The sequence below is a fragment of the Rhizobium sp. AQ_MP genome, from assembly GCF_014237835.1.
Classification (GTDB): Bacteria; Pseudomonadota; Alphaproteobacteria; order Rhizobiales; family Rhizobiaceae; genus Allorhizobium.
In genome coordinates, this window is record NZ_JACJVI010000003.1 from 456786 (window position 1) to 477327 (window position 20542).

16 protein-coding genes are annotated in these 20542 nt (G+C 62.7%); 10 read left to right on the forward strand and 6 right to left on the reverse strand.

Translation table 11 applies throughout. From position 1 onward, the window contains the following. Window positions 1-39 precede the first annotated feature (39 nt). The 4 genes from grxC to H6M51_RS07925 are packed head-to-tail and all read left to right on the forward strand — an operon-like array spanning window position 40 to window position 2171. On the forward strand, window positions 40-294 hold the full coding sequence (gene grxC, locus H6M51_RS07910) for a glutaredoxin 3 (protein WP_185809321.1): 255 nt from the start codon (window positions 40-42) through the stop codon (window positions 292-294). 13 nt (window positions 295-307) lie between these two features. Then, the gene (locus tag H6M51_RS07915; RefSeq protein ID WP_185809322.1) at window positions 308-1165 is read left to right on the forward strand and encodes a carbon-nitrogen hydrolase family protein; all 858 of its coding nucleotides are present in this window, start codon (window positions 308-310) and stop codon (window positions 1163-1165) included. Then, on the forward strand, window positions 1162-1590 hold the full coding sequence (locus H6M51_RS07920; RefSeq protein ID WP_185809323.1) for a DUF1178 family protein: 429 nt from the start codon (window positions 1162-1164) through the stop codon (window positions 1588-1590). Before H6M51_RS07915 ends, H6M51_RS07920 begins: the two co-directional genes overlap by 4 nt. Beyond that, a complete protein-coding gene (locus tag H6M51_RS07925) occupies window positions 1587-2171 on the forward strand; it encodes a DUF3291 domain-containing protein (protein WP_185809324.1) in 585 nt (194 codons plus the stop codon). The genes H6M51_RS07920 and H6M51_RS07925 overlap by 4 nt, the downstream gene beginning before the upstream one ends. Window positions 2172-2177: 6 nt before the next feature. Here the strand turns inward: H6M51_RS07925 and H6M51_RS07930 are convergent, their stop codons facing one another. From H6M51_RS07930 to mprF, 4 genes are all read right to left on the reverse strand, one after another. Next, window positions 2178-2729 carry a DUF924 family protein gene (locus H6M51_RS07930; protein WP_185809325.1) on the reverse strand — a complete coding sequence of 184 codons (552 nt, stop codon included), beginning with the start codon at window positions 2727-2729 and terminating at the stop codon, window positions 2178-2180. Next, window positions 2726-3481, reverse strand: coding sequence for a bifunctional 2-polyprenyl-6-hydroxyphenol methylase/3-demethylubiquinol 3-O-methyltransferase UbiG (ubiG, locus tag H6M51_RS07935; protein ID WP_185809326.1), 756 nt, complete (start codon window positions 3479-3481; stop codon window positions 2726-2728). The genes H6M51_RS07930 and ubiG overlap by 4 nt, the downstream gene beginning before the upstream one ends. 153 nt (window positions 3482-3634) lie before the next feature. Continuing rightward, the gene (locus H6M51_RS07940; RefSeq protein ID WP_185809327.1) at window positions 3635-5011 is read right to left on the reverse strand and encodes a virulence factor family protein; all 1377 of its coding nucleotides are present in this window, start codon (window positions 5009-5011) and stop codon (window positions 3635-3637) included. After that, window positions 5008-7608, reverse strand: a complete 2601-nt coding sequence (gene mprF, locus H6M51_RS07945) for a bifunctional lysylphosphatidylglycerol flippase/synthetase MprF (RefSeq protein ID WP_185809328.1) — start codon at window positions 7606-7608, stop codon at window positions 5008-5010. Before mprF ends, H6M51_RS07940 begins: the two co-directional genes overlap by 4 nt. A gap of 282 nt (window positions 7609-7890) precedes the next feature. Between mprF and H6M51_RS07950 the strand changes: the two genes are divergently transcribed. The 6 genes from H6M51_RS07950 (at window position 7891) to clpB (ending at window position 17404) form a co-directional block, all read left to right on the forward strand. Continuing rightward, window positions 7891-9165 carry an aspartate kinase gene (locus H6M51_RS07950; protein ID WP_185809329.1) on the forward strand — a complete coding sequence of 425 codons (1275 nt, stop codon included), beginning with the start codon at window positions 7891-7893 and terminating at the stop codon, window positions 9163-9165. Window positions 9166-9251: 86 nt separating this feature from the next. Beyond that, window positions 9252-11519: a phosphoenolpyruvate--protein phosphotransferase gene (ptsP, locus tag H6M51_RS07955; protein ID WP_185809330.1), complete on the forward strand. Its 2268-nt coding sequence runs from the start codon at window positions 9252-9254 to the stop codon at window positions 11517-11519. 26 nt (window positions 11520-11545) lie between these two features. Further along, window positions 11546-12625 carry a peptide chain release factor 1 gene (prfA, locus tag H6M51_RS07960; protein WP_185809331.1) on the forward strand — a complete coding sequence of 360 codons (1080 nt, stop codon included), beginning with the start codon at window positions 11546-11548 and terminating at the stop codon, window positions 12623-12625. Window positions 12626-12642: 17 nt separating this feature from the next. Further along, window positions 12643-13497, forward strand: coding sequence for a peptide chain release factor N(5)-glutamine methyltransferase (prmC, locus tag H6M51_RS07965; RefSeq protein ID WP_348644426.1), 855 nt, complete (start codon window positions 12643-12645; stop codon window positions 13495-13497). 331 nt (window positions 13498-13828) lie between these two features. Beyond that, window positions 13829-14593 (forward strand): DUF4167 domain-containing protein, encoded by a 765-nt coding sequence (locus H6M51_RS07970; RefSeq protein ID WP_185809333.1) that lies wholly within the window; start codon window positions 13829-13831, stop codon window positions 14591-14593. Window positions 14594-14800: 207 nt separating this feature from the next. Further along, window positions 14801-17404, forward strand: coding sequence for an ATP-dependent chaperone ClpB (gene clpB, locus H6M51_RS07975; protein ID WP_185809334.1), 2604 nt, complete (start codon window positions 14801-14803; stop codon window positions 17402-17404). 68 nt (window positions 17405-17472) lie between these two features. On the opposite strand, the gene H6M51_RS07980 is transcribed toward clpB, so the two are convergent. Then, window positions 17473-18036: a hypothetical protein gene (locus tag H6M51_RS07980; protein ID WP_185809335.1), complete on the reverse strand. Its 564-nt coding sequence runs from the start codon at window positions 18034-18036 to the stop codon at window positions 17473-17475. 111 nt (window positions 18037-18147) lie between these two features. Beyond that, window positions 18148-20091, reverse strand: coding sequence for a M23 family metallopeptidase (locus H6M51_RS07985; RefSeq protein ID WP_185809336.1), 1944 nt, complete (start codon window positions 20089-20091; stop codon window positions 18148-18150). Window positions 20092-20542 lie beyond the last annotated feature (451 nt).

Below are 20542 nucleotides of genomic sequence, written 5' to 3' on the forward strand. Positions count from 1 at the left end.
CCACTTTTCCAGTCCACCGAGCTTCCGGCGGAGACCCCCATGGCTGATGTCACGATCTATACACGGCAATTCTGCGGCTATTGCGCGAGCGCCAAGGCGCTGCTCGACAAGAAGGGCGTGACCTATGTCGAGCACGACGCGACCGGCAAGCCGGATCTGCGCGAGGAGATGATCGCGAAGTCGGGCCGTAACACCTTCCCGCAGATCTTCATCGGCAGCCAGCATGTCGGCGGTTGTGACGACCTGCATGCGCTCGACCGAGCCGGCAAGCTCGATCCGCTTCTCGCCAGTTAAGGATAGACGACCCATGGTGTTCAAGGCTGCTGCCGTCCAGATGTGCTCCGGGGTCGATCCGGAGAAGAATGCCGAAAGCATGGCGCGGCTCGTGCGCGAGGCCGCCCGGCGCGATGCGATCTATGTGCAGACGCCGGAGATGACCGGTGCCGTGCAGAAGGATCGCGCCGGTCTCGCGGCCGTGCTGCGCGACGAGGAGACGGATCTCATCGTCAAAAAGGCGTCCGAGCTTGCCAAGGAGCTTGGCATTCATCTGCATGTCGGGTCGACCGCCATCAAGCTGGCCGACGGCAAGATTGCCAACCGGGCCTTCCTGTTCGGTCCCGACGGCCACAAGATCACGTCCTACGACAAGATCCACATGTTCGATGTCGACCTCGACAATGGTGAGAGCTGGCGCGAGAGCGCGGTCTATCGCCCCGGCGAACGGGCCGTGGTCGCGGATCTTCCCTTCGGCAAGCTCGGCTTTGGCGTCTGCTACGACGTGCGCTTCCCGCATCTCTTCCGGGCCGAGGCCATGGCGGGGGCGGAGATCCTGACCACGCCGGCCGCGTTTACCAAGCAGACCGGCGAGGCGCATTGGGAAATCCTGCTCAGAGCCCGCGCGATCGAGAACGGCGCCTATGTCATTTCGGCGGCGCAGGCGGGCGTGCATGAGGATGGGCGGGAGACCTTCGGTCATTCGATGATCGTCGGCCCCTGGGGCAAGGTGCTGGCAGCTGCCGGCGGGACGGGCGAGGACGTCGTCGTCGCCGAGATCGATCTCGAGGCGGTGAAGGCCTGCCGCGCCAAGATCCCGAACCTGAAGAACGGCCGCGATTTTGCGCTCGACATGGCACCTGTGCTCGCCAAGGGAGGCGTCACGGTTTGATCCGCTACTCCCTGTGCTGCGACAAGGCCCATGAATTCGAGGGCTGGTTCTCGGAAAGCGCCGACTTCGATCGGCAGAAGGCGTCGGGTTTCCTGACCTGCCCGGTTTGTGGCTCGCCCGAGGTTTCCAAGGTGCTGATGGCGCCGGCCGTTTCGACGGCACGGCAGAAGGACGAGACCCAGGCGCTTGCGGTTTCCGAAGCACAGAAGCAGGCCTTTGTGAAGCTCAAGGAGGCAATCCGCGAGATCCGCGCCAGCAGCGAGGATGTCGGCGAGAAGTTTCCCGAGGAAGCGCGCAAGATCCATTACGGCGAGGCGGAAGCCCGCGGGATCATCGGCCAGGCTTCACCCGTCGAGGTGAAATCACTGATCGAAGAGGGCATCGAGATCGCGCCGCTGCCGGTGCTGCCGGACGACGTGAATTGACGGCGGCGGGCCACCATCTGGCGATCTACAATTTCGGCATTCATGTCGACACCTCCGACAGTTTGGCCGTTCGCGGCTTCGTTCTGCGGGAGCCCATGAACTTTGCGGCTGCGGAACGGGCACCAGGCTTCGTCGCGCGATCCGGATATGTGGGTGTCCCGGGGCCGCGCAGCTGGGGTCCGCTCGTCTTTCCGCGCTTTCTCACTGAGCATGGCAACGCTGCGGGGGTGTCATCGCTTTCGCTGTGGCGGGACATCGAGAGCCTGATGGCTTTCACCTATACCGGCGTGCATGCGGACGCGCTGAAGCACGCGCGCCACTGGAACGTGGTCCAGCAGTGGCCACCGATGGTGCTCTTCTGGGTGCCTGCCGGCAGGAGACCGGACTGGCAGGAGGGGGCAAAACGCCTCGAAACGCTGTTTGACCATGGCAGCGGCCCCCACGGCTTCACGTTCAAGGAGCCCTATGATCCGGATGGTCAGCCTGCTGAAATCGATCGCGCGTTGATGAAGCAGCTGGCCGGAGAAAACCTGGCCGCGCAGGGCGAACTTCTCGACGCCGTCCTCAAGCTGCCCGTCTGACGCTGTTCAACCCTTGAAACCATCGGCGTCGAGATAGGCGTGTTCTTCCGAGGTCGTCTCGCGCCCCAAGGCCGCGTTTCGGTGCGGAAAGCGGCCAAAGCGCTCGATCAGTTCCAAGTGAAGGATTGCCCATTTCAGCGGCTCGGGATCGCCCGTTTCGTCACGGTGCGCTTCGAACAGTGACACACTGTAGCGCTGGTCTTCGATGTCTTCCGAATGCTCGAAGGGTAGATAGAAGAACGGTCGAAGGATGGGTTCGACCTGTCTGTCGAAACCTTTGGCCAAGGCACGACGGGCCGTTGACCGAGCGAGGGGATCGGTGGCGTAGGAATGGCCGCTGCCACGAAAGAGATTGCGCGGGAACTGGTCGAGAAGCAGGAGGAGAGCGAGCGTGCCTTCAGGCGTTTCCTCCCACTCCGACAATTCGCAGCGTGACGCCCTGAAATGAAGGTCCGCGTAATCCGCCTCGATTTCTGCATCGAGAGCCTCGTTGCGGGAGAACCAGGCATCCGGGCCGTGGCGTAACCAGCAATCAATGACAGCTTCCGCTGAGCTCATGTCGCGGTTCCCGGGCGACTGGCCAGCATCATGTAGTTCACATCGATATCGGCTGAGAGGTTCCACTGGTTCTGCAGGGGATTGAAGAAGACGCCCTTCGTCTCGAGGATGTGCATGCCGTTGGCGGCAAGCGGGCGCTCGATCTCATCCGGGCGCACCAGCTTTTCATATTGATGGGTGCCGCGCGGGAGCCAGCGCAGGACATATTCGGCGCCGACGATGGCCAGTGCTGCCGCCTTCAGGGTGCGGTTGATGGTGGAGACCAGCATCAGGCCGCCGGGGCGGACCATGGAGGCGCAGGTGGAGAGGAAGAAATCGACGTCGGCGACGTGTTCAACCACTTCCATGTTGAGCACGATGTCGAAGGTCTCGCCCTGGGCCGCAAGCGCTTCTGCCGTCACGGCACGATAGTCGACTTCCACGCCGCTCTGGGCGGAATGCGTAATGGCGATCTTGATGTTTTTCTCGGAGGCGTCCGCGCCCAGCACACTTGCGCCCATGCGGGCGACGGGTTCCGACAAAAGACCCCCGCCGCAGCCGATGTCGAGCACACGCAGCCCTTCCAGCGGGCGGGCGCTCTTCGGATCGCGACCGTAGTGCTCGATCACCTTCTCGCGGATATAGGCCAGGCGCACCGGATTGATCTTGTGCAGCGGCTTGAACTTGCCGGTCGGGTCCCACCATTCCGCCGCCATCGCGGAAAAGCGGTCGACTTCAGACTGATCGATGGTGGTGCGTGCCTCTGCACTCATGACGGAACCTCCTGCGGCGATTGGCCATGAAGTCGTCCCGATGGCCCTCAAAGTCAAGGGCAGGGACGTCGCAGGTGCGGAGCGACGACGGATTGGCAGGCCTCAAGCGTTCTTGTCGTCGTTCGCGCCAGGTCCGTGTTATCTTGCAGATCATCAACGGGACGTTCGTTTGTCCAGGCCGTCGAGAATGCGTTTGGCGAGCGCCGGGTAGTCCCCGTCGAAGTGATGGCCACCCTTGATGCCGATGGTTTCGACCGGTCCGCCGACGAGATCCTTGCAGGCGTCGTCGTCTTCATCCGTTCCGTACATGCATTGCACGAGTGCGGGGTTGATCTTTGCCACATCCGTCAGTGGGTCGGCGCCGCCGCTTCCACCCGTGCCCAGCCAGCCGGAAACCGAAACCTCGTAGTCAGCCTCGTGCGAGAGTGCGAGCAGGCTGACCTGCGCAACACGGGATTTCAGCTTGTCCGGCAGGCCATTATAGGCGGCGGGGAGGATATCGGCGCCGAAGGAATAGCCGATCAGCAGCACATGCTTCACCTTCCAGCGCTTCTCATAGGTGTGGATGATGGTGGCGAGATCGGCGCTCACCTGTTCCGGGGTTTTCTTCGACCAGAAATAACGGAGTGAATCGACGCCGATGACGGGAATGCCCGCGGCCTGCAGATTGGTGCCGACCTGGCTGTCGAGGTCGCGCCAGCCGCCATCGCCGGAATAGATGACCGCCATGGTGTCCTGGGTTGGCGTGGTATCAAGGACAGTGAGCGGCAGGCCGAGCGGGGTTTCGGTGGCATTGCCCGCTGCAACGAGCTCATCGATCGTATCCGAGAAAGCCTTTGCCGGGTCGGTCTCGACGTCGCGCTGGTCGATGTCCGGATGGCTTGCCAGAAGGTCGCTGACATGGGCGCGGGCTTCTGCCTTTGCAGCAGGGCTGAAGAGGACGGTCGCGGGATCGGGGAGATCACCCGGTGTGAGGCCATAGATCATCCTGTCGCCATCGACCTTCTTGTCGGCGGGCGTGCAGAATTGCTTGGTCAGCAAGATGCCCGCCTCGGGATCGAGGGCGAGGGTCTGGCCGATGGTAGCCTTCGGCGTCTGTGCCAGGATGGCGAGCGCCAATGCTCCCCCTTCGCCGCGACCGGCCACGATCGGAGGCAGAAGGTTCGAGTTGCCGGCCTTGCGCTGCAACTGGTGAGCCAGCGCCTCGATATCCGAGACCGTGTAGATGCAGTCGCCTTTGTCCCCGGAAAGCGAGGCGAGGTATTTCGGCGTGTCGATGCCGACCACGATCGCGCCGTTGGACTGCAGGCGTTCGGCTTCGGTCTGGTCGGCGGTCTGCCAGCCGGGTGCATCGGAGAGCAGCACCACGAGTGCCTGAGGCTCGCCATCCGGCAGCAGGGTGACAGGTGACGGGATCATTCCGGTATCGATGGGCGGATCTTCGGCTCGGGCCGACATGTTGAGGGCGAATGAGGGGAGGAGCGACAGGAGGGAGACGGCAAGGATGGTCGAGCGGAGGAGGGATCTCATTTCTTCACCACGCCTTTCAGGCCACCGCCGATGAGAAGCGTTGCGTCGAGCAGGGCCAATACAGGATTGAGACCACCGGCGACCGCGAGGTAGCGCGGCTGCCAGTCGGGATGGAACTTGGACTTGAAGGCCCTCAGGCCCTTGAAGTTGTAGTAGCGTTCGCCGTGTTCATAGAAGGTGTTGGCGACCCTATCCCAGACGGGAGCGACTTCGCGGCGTGACAGGCCGGAAAGCGGGGCCATGCCAAGGTTGAAATGGCGATAACCCTGGTCGCGGAGTGTCGTCATCAGGCGCACGAACAAGAAATCCATCGCGCCTTTCGGGGCGTCCGGGGCGAAGCGCATGAGGTCGATCGAAGCCTCCTCGCGGGTGTCCGTCAGCAGGATGTCGGCGAAGGCGACGATGCGGCCTTCGTGGCGGAGGATCGCGACCGGCTGGGCGCTCATATAGGCCTCGGTGAAGGCGCCCAGTGAGAAACCCTTTTCCTTTGCACGGTGGTGATCAAGCCAGGCATCGGAAATGCGACGCAGGTCATCGAGTATTGCGGGAACGCCCTCCGTCGGGATGATTTCGAAGGTCAGGCCGTCGCGTTCGCCCTTGGCGGCGGCCTGGCGCAGGCCCGCCCATTTGCCGCCCTTGAGGTCGAAAAGTTCGAGATCGACCACGGCCATTTCGCCGAGCTTGAACGCCTTCATGCCGGCATCGGCGATCACGGGCAGGATGGCGGGGGAAGACTGATAGAAGGCGGCGCGGCATCCGCTCGCACGGGCTGTTTCGACGAATTGCCAGACGAGCTCGTCACGGGAGGCCTTTGGCCCGACCGGATCGAGAAAGGCAATCAGCGAGCGGCCCTGGCGTCCATACATCAGGAAGGCGTCGCCATCGGGAGAGAACATCAGCGACTTGTCGCCTGTGCGCACCAAGTTGGCGTCGGCGACGTCGTTGCGGTCGAGAATGGCGACAGCCTTTGCCAGTTCCGCATCGTCTGCCGGGCGGATTGCGGGTGCGGCCGGACGCATGAGGCTGAACAGGCAAACGCCCATGGCAAGCACGGTCAGGCCGAGCATGGCGCGCAGCGATCGCGGCGCTTCAGCTTCGAACGCGAACTGCCACCAGAGATCATGGCTGTATTGGACGTCGCGGTAGACGAAGAAGAGGACGATGATCGCGCCGCCGATCAGGACCGCTATGGCAAGCAGCCAGGCAGACGTCAGGGCCTGTCCGATGGACGCCTTGCGATGAAAGAGGCGGCGGCTCGGGATGAGGCTGATGACGAGGATGGCGAGCAGGGCCGCTTCGTAGACGGCGACGGCCTTGGCGAGCGACAGGACCAGGGCAAGCAGCGCGATGACGAGCGCTCCCCACCAGGCGCCGTCGAGCCGCTGGGCAAGGCCGCGGGCGACGATGACGAGCATCAGACCGAGAATGCTGGCGATTAAATGGGCGCCTTCGACCAAGGGCAGCGGGAGGAAGCCGGCGAGGATGTCGAGATTACCGCCCGGCGTGGGTGTCACGCTCGACAGGACCAGCATGGCGCCGAGGACCAAAGCGAGGGTGGCGAGCAGTATGGGAGCGAGGCGACCGGCGGTCCTGGCGACACCTGCTGCGAGTGGGTTCGACGAGAGCTGCCTAAGCTCGGTTGCCGTGACCACGAGGATGGCGATGACCAGCGGCAAGACATAGTAGATGGCGCGGTAGGCGACGAGCGAGGCGAGCAGCGCGTCGCCCGGAACCTGTGCGCTGAGGGCCGCCAGGATCACGGCCTCAAAGACACCGAGGCCGGCGGGCACGTGGCTGACGATGCCGATGCCGATCGCCACGGCGTAGACAGCAAAGAAGGCTGGCCAGGAAATCTGCGCTTCTGCCGGCAACAGGGCGTAGAGGACAGATGCCGAGAAGGCGACATCGAGCACGGTGACCAAGAACTGTCGCGACAGCGTGGCTGTGTCCGGAAGGCGGAGTGTGCGGCCGGCGACCGTCAAGCCGCGGCGGCTGGCAATCCCAAGCAGGATCAGAAGTGAAAGGAGGAGAATGGCGCTGACCGTCGCAAGCGTTGTCGAGGAGATCCCGATCAGCGGTGCGATTTCGCCCGCCATGGGGATCAGACTGCCCGTGGTCAGAAGCGCAAGGCCGAGTGAAAAGGAGACCGTGACGAAAGCGATGATACGGCCGATTTCGTCGGGCGAGAGGCCGGCGCGGGAATAGGCGCGGTAGCGGATCGCGCCGCCCGACAAGGCACCGAAGCCTGCGACATTGCCGACGGCATAGGCGCTGAAGGCGGTGAGTGCGACCTCGGGCCAGGGGCGCTTTCGTCCGACATGGGCGAGGGCGTTGAGATCATAGAAGCAAAGTGTTGCGAAGCTGAGCGCCGTGAACATCACGGCCAGCGCGATCGACCCGGAGCTTGTCGCCTCGACCGAGCGGATTACGTCGGCATAGGTGACTTCTTCGGTCAGCCGATAGACGGCGTAGCCGACGGCGGCGAAGACGACAAGCGCGGCAAGGGCTGCGATCGATTTCGCGTGTCTGTTGAAGAAGGAAGGCGGCGGGAGCGTGTCGCCCAGGGCAGTCTCAGGGAATGCGTCAGCTGCTTTCATGATACCCTATCCGGCATCGATCAACGAAAACGAGACGGTCCAGCCTCCCAGTCCGGGCGTCGTCCCATGGTTGGCGCTCGAATTCGATCCAAATTAAGGCAGTGTTCCGCGATGGCTTCGACACTGAAAAAAGCCGGCTTTGCCGTACCGTTTGGGGGCCAAGTGGCCGTTGCGCCGCATGACCAGATAGACTAAAAGCCCGGCCAACCTGAGGCTTTCTGCTCAGGCCGGTGTTTTTGTGCCGGGGTCCCGGCGTCTTTCAAGGGCATATGGTTCAAGTCTATGGCTCGCATCGTCATGAAGTTCGGCGGAACATCCGTCGCCAATCTGGAACGCATCTATAATGTCGCGCGCCATGTGAAACGCGAGGTTGATGCGGGTCACGAAGTGGCCGTCGTCGTGTCGGCCATGTCCGGCAAGACGAACGAGCTGGTCGACTGGGTGCAGAACATGCCCAAGGTCGCCGGTGCGGCTTCGCCTTTCTATGACGCGCGCGAATACGATGCCGTCGTGGCCTCCGGCGAACAGGTGACATCCGGCCTGTTGGCCATAGCGCTGCAGTCGATGGGCATCAATGCCCGCTCCTGGCAGGGCTGGCAGATCCCGATCAAGACCGACAATGCTCATGGTGCAGCCCGCATCCAGGAAATCGACGGCACCGATATCATCCGCCGCATGGGCGAGGGCCAGGTGGCCGTCGTGGCCGGCTTCCAGGGTATCGGTCCCGACAACCGCATCGCGACGCTCGGACGTGGCGGCTCGGATACGTCTGCCGTTGCCATTGCTGCCGGCGTCAAGGCCGACCGCTGTGACATCTATACCGACGTCGATGGCGTCTACACGACCGACCCGCGCATCGAGCCGAAGGCACGCCGCCTGAAGAAGATCGCGTTCGAGGAAATGCTCGAAATGGCCTCGCTCGGCGCCAAGGTTCTGCAGGTACGCTCGGTTGAACTCGCCATGGTGCACAAGGTCCGCACCTTCGTGCGCTCCAGCTTTGAAGATCCCGATGCACCGGGCATGGGCGATCTGATGAACCCGCCCGGTACGTTGATTTGCGATGAGGAAGAGATCGTGGAACAGGAAGTCGTCACCGGTATTGCCTATGCCAAGGATGAAGCCCAGATTTCGCTGCGCCGTCTGGCCGACCGGCCGGGCGTTTCGGCTGCGATCTTCGGGCCGCTGGCCGAGTCGCACATCAATGTCGACATGATCGTCCAGAACATCTCCGAAGATGGTTCGAAGACCGACATGACCTTCACGGTCCCTTCGGGCGACGTGGACAAGGCGCTTGCCGTTCTCGGCGACAACAAGGACAAGATCGGCTTCGACGTCGTGCAGAGCGAGAAGGGCCTGGTCAAGGTTTCCGTCATCGGGATCGGCATGCGCAGCCATGCCGGCGTTGCCGCGACTGCCTTCAAGGCGCTGGCGGAGAAGGGCATCAACATCAAGGCGATCACGACCTCCGAGATCAAGATCTCGATCCTGATCGACGGTCCTTATGCAGAGCTCGCGGTTCGGACTTTGCATTCCTGCTACGGTCTGGATAAGAATTGATTCCTGAGAGCGGACCCAGGTGACCCGACCCCTGAAAAGGTAAGGGTAACAATCCGCTGACCAATGGGAAGTGGAGCAAAATCGGGATGAGAGACCTTTCTGCGGGTCCCCGCGTCCTCCTCAAGCGGCTGCGCGAACTGATGGCGGAGCCGCTCGAGCCGCAGGAGCGACTGGATCGGATCGTTCGCCAGATTGCGAACAACATGGTCGCAGAGGTGTGCTCCGTCTATGTGCTCCGTTCAGACGGCGTTCTCGAACTCTATGCGACCGAGGGCCTCAACAAGGACGCGGTTCACCTGGCCCAGCTGAAGATGGGCCAGGGTCTCGTCGGTACGATCGCGGCTTCGGCGCAATCGCTCAATCTCTCGGATGCCCAGGCGCATCCGGCCTTCCGCTACCTGCCGGAAACCGGCGAAGAGATCTACCACTCCTTTCTTGGCGTGCCTATCCTGCGTGCCGGGCGAAGCCTCGGCGTTCTCGTCGTGCAGAACAAGGCGCAGCGCAATTATCGCGAAGACGAGCTCGAAGCGCTTGAGACGACCGCGATGGTGCTCGCCGAGATGATCGCCACCGGCGAGCTCAAGAAGATCACCCGGCCGGGTCTCGAACTCGACCTGACGCGTCCCGTCTCGATCGAGGGCGACAGCTATTCCGAAGGCATCGGCCTCGGCTATGTCGTGCTGCACGAGCCGCGCATCGTCGTCACCAATCTCTTGAACGAAGACAGCGAGACGGAAATCCGCCGGCTTGCCGATGCGCTCGGGTCGCTGCGCATTTCGATCGACGACATGCTGTCGCGGCGTGAAGTCTCCATGGAAGGCGAGCATCGCGACGTGCTCGAAACCTACCGCATGTTTGCCCATGACCAGGGCTGGGTGCGGCGCATGGAAGAGGCGATCCACAACGGTCTCACCGCCGAAGCGGCTGTGGAGAAGGTGCAGAGTGACACCAAGGCGCGCATGATGCGCCTGACGGACCCTTATCTGCGCGAGCGGATGCACGACTTCGACGATCTGGCGAACCGCCTGCTGCGCCAGCTCACCGGCTTTTCGCCGCACAGTGCGGCCGAAGGCTTCCCCAACGACGCCATCGTCTTTGCCCGCGCGATGGGGGCGGCCGAGTTGCTCGACTATCCGCGTGCCAATCTGCGCGGCCTCGTGCTTGAGGAAGGTGCCGTCACCAGCCACGTGGTGATCGTCGCGCGTGCCATGGGCATTGCGGTCGTCGGTCAGGCGGCGGGTGCGGTCGCACTTGCCGAAAATGGCGACCCGGTGATCATCGACGGGGACGACGGCAAGGTACATGTGCGCCCGGTTGCCGATCTGCAGAAGGCCTATGAAGAAAAGGTGAGGCTCCGCGCCAAGCGCCAGGAGCAGTTCCGGGCGCTGCGCGATGTCGAGCCGGTGACCAAGGACGGACACCGGATCAAGCTGCAGATGAATGCCGGTCTTCTGGTCGATCTGCCGCAACTGGCCGATTCCGGAGCCGATGGCATCGGTCTGTTCCGTACCGAGCTGCAGTTCATGATCGCCTCGACCATGCCGAAGGGTGAGGAGCAGGAGAGTTTTTACCGCAGCGTGCTGAAACAGGCGGGCGGGCGTCCCGTCACCTTCCGCACGCTCGACATTGGTGGCGACAAGGTCGTTCCCTATTTCCGGGCGCAGGAAGAGGAAAACCCGGCGCTTGGCTGGCGCGCCATCCGCCTGTCGCTCGATCGGCCGGGCTTGCTGCGCACCCAGTTGCGCGCGCTCCTGAAGGCTGCCTCGGGCGCCGAGCTCAAGATGATGCTGCCGATGGTGACCGAAGTCTCAGAAATTCGGGCCGTGCGCGAACTGATGCAGAAGGAGATCCAGCATATCTCCAAGTTCGGTCACCAGTTGCCGAAGAAGCTGCAGTTCGGCGCCATGCTCGAAGTGCCGGCGCTGCTCTGGCAGCTCGACGAGCTGATGGACGAAGTGGACTTCGTTTCGGTCGGATCGAACGATCTCTTCCAGTTCTCGATGGCGGTGGACCGCGGCAATGCGCGCGTTTCAGACCGGTTCGACGTGCTCGGCCGGCCGTTCCTGCGGATCCTGCGCGACATCGTCAGGGCCTCGGAGCGCAACAAGACACCTGTAACGCTGTGTGGCGAGATGGCATCCAAGCCGCTTTCGGCCATGGCGCTGCTCGGAATCGGCTTCCGTTCGATCTCGATGTCGCCGACGGCGATTGGTCCGGTCAAGGCCATGCTGCTGGGTCTCGATATCGGTCGACTGTCCGAGGTTCTCAAGGCTGCGCTTGACGACGACACCCCGGGCGTGTCAGTGCGCGACCTGCTCATCCGCCATGCGGAAGAGCACAATATCCCCGTCTGAACGTAAAGACTGACCTGGAGTAAAGGGTGGCGAAGCTTCCTGTCGAGAAAATGCGCGAGCTCGAACGCCGGTTCGGCGAGATCGAAGCGCGAATGTCGGCGGGACCGGCGGCGGACGTGTATGTGAAGCTCGCATCGGAATATTCCGAGCTCGAGCCCGTGGTGAAGAAGATCCGCGCCTATGAAGCCGCCACAGCCGAGGCTGCCGATCTGAAGGCCATGCTTTCCGACAAGACGACGGATCGCGAGATGCGCGATCTCGCCGAAATGGAACTGCCCGACGTCGAGAGCCGGATCGAGGGGCTCGAAGGCGAGATCCAGATCCTGCTGCTGCCGAAGGATGCGGCCGACGAGAAGAGCGCGATCCTGGAAATCCGCGCGGGAACCGGCGGATCGGAAGCAGCCCTCTTTGCCGGTGATCTCTTCCGGATGTATGAGCGCTTTGCCTCGACCAAGGGCTGGAAGGTGGAAGTGCTCTCCGCCAGCGACGGCGAAGCAGGCGGCTACAAGGAAATCATCGCGACGATCAGCGGTCGGGGCGTGTTCTCGAAGCTGAAGTTCGAGTCTGGCGTGCACCGGGTGCAGCGCGTGCCCGAGACGGAAGCGAGCGGACGCATCCATACCTCTGCGGCGACCGTTGCGGTTCTGCCTGAGGCGGAGGAGATCGATATCGAGATCCGGCCCGAGGATATCCGCATCGATACCATGCGGTCGTCGGGTGCCGGCGGCCAGCACGTCAATACGACGGACTCGGCCGTGCGCATTACCCACCTGCCGACCGGGCTGATCGTCACATCCTCGGAAAAATCGCAGCACCAGAACCGCGCCAAGGCTATGCAGGTTCTACGCTCGCGGCTCTATGACATCGAGCGACAGCGCGCCGACAGCGAACGGTCTGCTAGCCGCAAGAGCCAGGTCGGCTCCGGCGATCGGTCCGAGCGCATCCGCACCTATAACTTTCCGCAGGGTCGCGTAACGGATCATCGGATCAACCTGACGCTCTACAAGCTGGACCGGATGATCGAGGGTGATCTCGATGAAATGCTCGACGCGCTGATTGCCGATTACCAGGCAGGCCAGCTCGCCCAGCTCGGCGAAGCCCAGTGACCGGGCACGGGCCCTCAGTGAAATCCCTGATCGCCGAGGCGAGGCGGCGTTTCGATGCTGCGGGATTTCCGGATGCGGCCTTGGATGCGCGGGTGCTGATCTGCGGTCTTCTGGATCTCAGTCCCACGGCGCTCCTTTTGCAGGGCGACGAGCCCGTCTCTGCGGATAAGGCAGACCGTGTGCAAGAGGCTATCATGCGACGGCTCAACCATGAGCCGGTCCACCGTATCCTCGGGCGCCGTGATTTCTATGGTCTCGACCTCCTGCTCTCACCGGGCACGCTCGAGCCTCGCCCGGATACGGAAATCCTGGTTGACGTGATGCTGCCATATCTTGCGGCTATGGTTGTCCAACATCGCAAGCCGACGATCGTCGATCTTGGAACGGGAACCGGAGCCATAGCACTTGCGTTGTTGACGGAGTGCGCCGAAGCCCGGGCCATCGGGGTTGATATCTCAGCGGATGCGCTGGCCACCGCGACAGCCAATGCCGAGCGGAATGGGGTCGCTTCGCGCTTCGCAACGCGCCTTGGCCCCTGGTTCGCCAATACGCCCGAACGTTTCGACATCATCGTTTCGAACCCGCCCTATATCCGCAGCGATGTGGTGCCGGGGCTTCAGCCGGAGGTGACGAAATTCGATCCGATGGCCGCGCTTGATGGTGGCACCGACGGTCTCGATGCCTATCGCGCCATTGCCGAGACTGCCTGCGAGCATATCAAGATGCATGGCGTGATCGGCCTGGAGATCGGCTTCGATCAGCGGCGTGACGTGACGCAAATCTTTGACGAGGCTGGCTTTTCTCTTCTTGAGGCGCGCCGGGATCTTGGCGGCAACGACCGCGTGCTGGTATTTGCGCCAAAGCTTGATTAGCCCGTTTGCTGCGTCTGCTAAGGATAATTGCGGGAAACATAGAAAAAGGCTTGGTTTTCCCAATGAAGCGTAATAGTTTGCGGGCACGCAACGGGCGGCGGGGAAAGAACGAAGATTCGTTCACGACTGGGCCGGCTTCGAAAATGGTTCGCTGGCGAACTCCGCGAAGCACGACAGGACCGATGCGTAACTCAGTAAACTCGACTTTCACCAGCGGCGAGCAAGGCGAGAGCGCGGTCTGTCGGCGGCGCGTGGATCCTTGGTCCGGTTCAAGCAGAGCCAATCGCATTGCCCTTTATCAGCACAACAAAGACATTCAGGTGAAGCATCTATGAGGCCAGGACAGCAGAACAAGCGTGGTCGGGGGCGTAACAACAATGGCGGCGGTGGCGGCGGCGGTGGAAACAATTTCAACCGCAAGGGCCAGAACCCGCTGACCCGGACCTATGACAGCTCCGGCCCAGACGTGAAGATCCGTGGCACGGCACAGCATATTGCCGAAAAGTATTCCGCTCTCGCTCGCGATGCACAGAGCGCCGGCGACCGCGTCATGGCGGAAAACTACCTGCAGCACGCCGAACACTATAACCGCATCATTGCAGCCGCCCAGGCACAGATGCAGGAGCGCTTCCAGCGTGACGATCGTGACAATGGCGACGACCGCCAGGATTACAACGATCGAGACGGTGAGGATTTCGACGGTGCCGACGAGGCCGTGGCACAGGGCGGCGAGCGCGCGCAGCAACCGGCTCCGCAGCCGCAGCAGCAGAACCGGCAACAGCAGCATGAGCGCCGGCAACGTGAGCCACGGGAACCGCGGGAGCCGCGGGAGCCGCGCGAGCAGCCCCAGCCGGTGGTGGAGATCGCTGGTACGGGTCCGCAGCCTGTGATCGAGGACATGCCGGCGGAAGCCGCAGCGGCAGCCGCAGAGAGCGCAGCGGAAGCCGGCGCCGAGCGTCAGCCGCGCCGCCGCAACGCGGGCAACCGTCCGCGTCGCCAGCCGCGCCGCAGTGCCGGCGGTGACGAAGGTGGCGAAGCGGGTGGAAACGGCGAAGGCGGCGAAGCGCCCGCGCTCGCCGAGGCCGCTTCCGAATGAGCTTTTCGGGCTCGATTTGACGATTGCAAAACTCCGGGCCCCAACCCGGAGTTTTTCGTTTATCTGCCTCTTTAAAGGGCAAAATCCCGCTCCCATATCTCGGTCAAGGGAGCGGTTTCCGCTCCGGGGTCCGCCGCTTTCGGGGGCCTCATCCACAATATCCGACCTGTGCCGATTGCGGGCAGGGCGGGGAAACGGAGAGTGACGATGAACATCGAGAAATATTCCGAGCGCGTGCGCGGCTTTCTGCAATCGGCGCAGACCCATGCCCTGTCGGAAGGGCACCAGCAATTCACGCCCGAACACGTCCTGAAGGTTCTGCTTGATGACGAGCAGGGCATGGCATCTTCCCTGATCAGCCGGGCGGGTGGCGACCCGAAGGAAGTCCGCATCGCCAATGATGCAGCGCTTGCCAAGCTGCCCAAGGTTTCGGGTGGCAATGGCCAGGTCTATCTCGCACAGCCGCTGGCCAAGGTCTTTTCGACTGCCGAAGACGTCGCCAAGAAGGCGGGTGACAGCTTCGTCACCGTGGAGCGTCTGCTGCTCGCGCTGGCGATCGAGTCCTCCGCCTCGACTTCGGCCTCATTGAAGAAGGGCGGCGTGACGGCCAATGCGCTTAACCAGGTGATCAACGAAGTTCGCAAGGGACGGACCGCCGACGGTGCCAATGCCGAAGCCGGCTTCGACGCCCTGAAGAAGTATGCCCGCGACCTGACGGCCGAGGCCCGTGAGGGAAGGCTTGACCCTGTGATCGGCCGTGACGACGAAATCCGCCGCACGATCCAGGTGCTGTCGCGCCGGACGAAGAACAATCCGGTCCTGATCGGTGAACCCGGCGTCGGCAAGACGGCGATCGCCGAAGGCCTCTCGCTGCGCATCGTCAATGGCGACGTGCCGGAGAGCCTGAAAGACAAGAAGCTGATGGCGCTTGACATGGGCGCGCTGATTGCCGGGGCAAAATATCGCGGCGAGTTCGAAGAGCGGCTCAAGGCCGTGCTCAACGAAGTGCAGGCGGAAAACGGCGAGATCATCCTGTTCATCGACGAAATGCACACGCTTGTTGGCGCTGGCAAGGCCGATGGCGCGATGGATGCCTCGAACCTCCTGAAGCCGGCGCTCGCCCGTGGCGAACTGCATTGTGTCGGCGCGACCACGCTCGACGAATACCGCAAACATGTCGAGAAGGATCCGGCGCTCGCCAGGCGCTTCCAGCCGGTCATGGTCGAGGAGCCGACGGTCGAGGATACGATCTCGATCCTGCGCGGGCTCAAGGAGAAATACGAACAACATCACAAGGTGCGGATCTCGGATTCGGCGCTTGTTGCTGCCGCAACGCTGTCCAACCGCTATATCACCGACCGGTTCCTGCCGGACAAGGCGATCGACCTGATGGACGAGGCTGCCTCGCGGCTTCGCATGCAGGTCGATTCCAAGCCGGAAGAGCTCGACGAACTCGATCGCCGGATCATCCAGCTGAAGATCGAGCGTGAGGCGCTCAAGAAGGAAACGGACGCGGCGTCTGCCGATCGGCTCACTCGTCTTGAAACCGAGCTCACCTCGCTCGAGGAAGAGGCGGATGCGCTGACAGCCCGCTGGCAGGCGGAAAAACAGAAGCTCGGCCTTGCCGCCGATCTGAAGCGCCAACTGGACGAAGCCCGCAACGAACTGGCGATCGCCCAGCGTCAGGGCGAATTCCAGCGTGCCGGCGAACTCGCCTATGGCGTGATCCCGAAGCTCGAAAAGGAGCTTGTCGCAGCGGAAGCCCAGGACGGTTCGGGTGCCGGCAACATGGTGCAGGAGGTTGTCACGCCTGACGGCATCGCCCATGTCGTATCGCGCTGGACAGGCATTCCCGTCGACAAGATGCTGGAAGGCGAGCGCGAGAAGCTGCTTCGGATGGAAGACGATCTGGCGAAGTCGGTTGTCGGCCAGGGGGATGCGGTCCAGGCCGTGTCGCGGGCCGTGCGCCGCGCGCGTGCCGGCCTCCAGGATCCGAACCGGCCGATCGGTTCGTTCATCTTCCTCGGGCCCACCGGCGTGGGCAAGACCGAGCTCACCAAGTCGCTGGCGCGTTTCCTGTTCGACGACGAGACGGCGATGGTCCGGCTCGACATGTCGGAATACATGGAGAAGCACTCGGTTGCGCGGCTGATCGGGGCGCCTCCCGGCTATGTCGGTTACGAGGAAGGCGGCGCGCTCACGGAAGCGGTGCGGCGCAAGCCCTATCAGGTCGTGCTGTTCGACGAGATCGAGAAGGCGCATCCCGACGTGTTCAACGTGCTCCTGCAGGTGCTCGATGACGGGCGTCTGACGGACGGGCAGGGTCGCACTGTCGACTTCAAGAACACGATCATCATCATGACCTCGAATCTCGGCGCCGATTATCTGACCAGCCTCGGCGAGGATCAGGATGTCGACGAGGTTCGCGAGCAGGTGATGGATGTGGTCAAGGCCTCGTTCCGGCCGGAATTCCTCAACCGCGTCGACGAGATCATCCTCTTCCACCGGCTGCGCCGGACGGAAATGGGCGCGATCGTCGATATCCAGATGAAGCGGCTCCTGTCGCTCCTGACGGAGCGGAAGATCACCGTCGATCTGGAGCCGGCCGCGCGCGACTGGCTGGCGGACAAGGGTTACGATCCGGTCTATGGCGCCCGTCCGCTGAAGCGGGTGATCCAGAAGTATCTGCAGGATCCGCTTGCCGAGCAGATCCTCTCCGGTCAGGTGCTCGATGGCAGCCGGGTGAAGGTGGAAGCCGGCAGCGATCGGCTGTTGATCTCACCCGTCGGTCCGATGAGCCAGGCGGCGTGACCTTTCAAACCATGAACCCGGATGGGGCGGCTTCACAAGCCGCCCTTTTTCGTCCCTGCCGATCGACGTCAGATGCTGCGACGACCGAAGCTCCGTCGAGAGGTCGCTTGCGATGCCCGTGTCGACGGGATCGCGGCGGGCCTCGCCTGCGGCTTGGGGCTCCCGGAACCCGGCTTGCGTAGCAGGTCCGCGCGGTGATCAAGCTCGCCGTCGCCCAGCGGATCCGATCGGTCGCTGCGGCCACTGTCGCTTCCCGGCATCAGCATGAGGAAGAAGCCGACGATGGTCTGGAGGCCAACTGTCGACCAGGCGAGCAGGGGGCCGAGTTCGGTCTCCTTCATCGTTACCTTGCCCACATGCAGAACGGTGTAGAGGAGGCCGAAACCCAGGATCGCGAAAAGCGGGTTGAGGCCGATATCCCTGATGCGGGCGGCCTGCACGCTGAGCGACATCCAGAGTATGGCAAGACCGGTGACGGCGAGAGCCATGATCACCGGCGCTCCGCCGCTTTTTACCAAAGGCCCAAGACCGAATATCAGCAGGCAGCTGCCGCCAAGACTGATGGCGAGACCGATCAGAAAATAGGCGAGCCTGCCGATGCGGCCCGCAAACAGAAAAAGCACGTCGACCATGAAAATCCCTGCTCTAAATTGCAGGTGATCAAAACATGCAACCGATGTCTTTCCGTAAACCGAAAGGCTCTAACTTTAATCAAGGCGAGATCGCTTGACCGGTTCGCCTCGTTAGCGGCTAGCGACTTGGGCCGGGCGTCCGCCGGTCTCGAGCATGGTGTCGATCCGTTGACGCTCTTGCTGGAAGTCGGCAAGAACTTCGCCGTCCAGCGCCTTGCCCCCGGGTAGGCGCACCTTCATGGCGTCCACCTTGGTGCCGTTGACGATCAGCTCGTAGTGTAGGTGCGAACCGGTGGAAGATCCGGTCGAACCGACAAAGCCGATGACCTGGCCTTGCTTCACCTTCGCACCGGGCACGATGCCCTTGGCGATGCCGCTCTGGTGATTGTAGGAGGTGACATAGCCATTGGCATGGCGGATCAGGGTTTGATTGCCATAGCCGGAGGCCCAGCCTGCCTTTTCGACCACGCCATCGCCGGCCGAGATGATCGGCGTGCCGCGCGGTGCGGCCCAGTCGACGCCGGTATGCATGCGCGAATATCCGAGGATCGGGTGGCGGCGCATGCCGAAACCGGAGGTGAACCGGCCATTGGGCACCGGGTTGCGGAGCAGGAACTGGCGGATCGATTTTCCGTTTTCGTCGAAATAGTCGATCGAGCCGTCTTCCGGGTCCTGGAAGCGGTAAAAACGGGTGATCGTGTCGCCGAAACGGGCACGGACATAAAGAAGTTCGGAATCCTCCGTGGCGCGACCCTCGTCATCGGTCACCGAAAAGACCGCTTCGAGCATGTCGGTCGGTTTCAGCTGCGCCTGAAAATCGACATTCGACGCGAGCAGACGGATGATCTGGGCCGTCAGGTCCTGGTTCATCCCGTAGGACAAGGCTGCGCGGTAGATCCCGTCATAGACGCGCGGCAGGTCACGCCCCGACATCAGCGCCGGCTGGCTGGTTTCGAACGCGCCGGCAATGGCGTCGAGCACCGGCGGTTCCACGCCTTCGACCAGTCGGCCCTGGTCGTTGACGGCAAGGGTGACGACATGGTCGGTGCGATGGTAAAGCGAGAAACGCACCAGGCGGACCTCGTCGCCGCGTTGCAGAAGACCGACGCGGATGATGTCGCCTTCGATCAGGCCCTGTTGCTTCATATAGGGTGCCAGCGCCTTGCCGACGTCTTCGGCCTTCGGCGCCGGATAACCGGCGGCCGTCATCAGCGCTTCCACGGTTTGCGGGCGACGCGCCGGCAGGATGTCATCGGCATATTCCGGGGTCATCGGGGTGATGATTTCCGGTTCGGCGACGCTCATGTTCTCTTCGACGATGCGGGCCGTCATGCCGACGGAGAGATCCAGCCCCGTATCCTGGGAATCGAAGCGGCGCGGATCGATGTAATAGAGTGCCGCCACCTGGGCATCGCCATCCGTCAGCACGGAACCGTTCGAGCGGACATTTTCCTCCACCTCGTCGAACGTCATTTCGCCGACCAGCGGCTTGTGCGGGACTGCGGGGAAGGGGCTCGACTTCAGAATGACTTCCGATTCAACATCCGATCCGTAGAGCGAGCCGGTGCGACTGGCCGCGGCGGGCTCGGCGTCTTCGGTGGCGAAGATCGCAAGGGGGTCAAATCTCGGATAGAACTCCTGGATGGCGTAGTCGGCGGCGAGGACCATCTTCACATGGGCGAAGGGCTGCTTGCGAACGACCTCGCGCTCGCCGTCCTTGAAGACGGTCGGCACGTCGAGAATGGCCTTGTCGACGGGGCGGGCGGCGATCTTCGGGGCAAAGATGCGGGCGCCGCGAATTGTTTCCTCTGCCGCCGTGTCGGCGATGTCCGGCGAGGTCACCGCAAAGGCTTCCGCAGGAATGGCAAGCTGCTGGCGTCCGTCAAGGGCGGCAAACAGGGCGACGCCCATCAGGATGCAGGAGGTAATGCCCGTCAGGAAGGTGCCGGAGAGCCAGCGCAGGGAGATCTCCCGCCGATCGGGCGCACGAAGACCGTCGGCCAGGATCGGAGGCTCGCCACCAAGCGATCGCATCAGCTCGCGGTCTGTCGTCATGCCGTCTTCTGGTCTGTGGCGTAAGGGCAGAGCCCTGGCCGGTTCTTTGACTGGATCACGTCTTCATGTCTCATGTTTTGGCCCGACCCGTCAAATCGCGGCCCGGTCTGGTGCCTTAAGATCAGGCAAATATGGAAATTGCGCGGCATGCGCGCGCGTGTCCGGGAGGGGATGACCCAGACGCGGGTGCATGTTGCGGGAGAGGCGCCGTGGGCGACGTCGTTAAGCGAGTTTCATGGGATGAAACCGGCCTCAAATCGGATGCAGAATGGGCGGACACATGTCCAATTCTCAAAAAATCCTGTAATTTCAGTCATTTGTCGATTTTCTCCAAAATTCTCGAAGAAGGCTGTTGACTGCCCGGAGAAGCGAATCTATACATCCGCTCACTGACGAGGGCGGCGGCGCTGCTGGCGACGACGACCTTCGCTCTAGAGAAATCCTTGGAAAT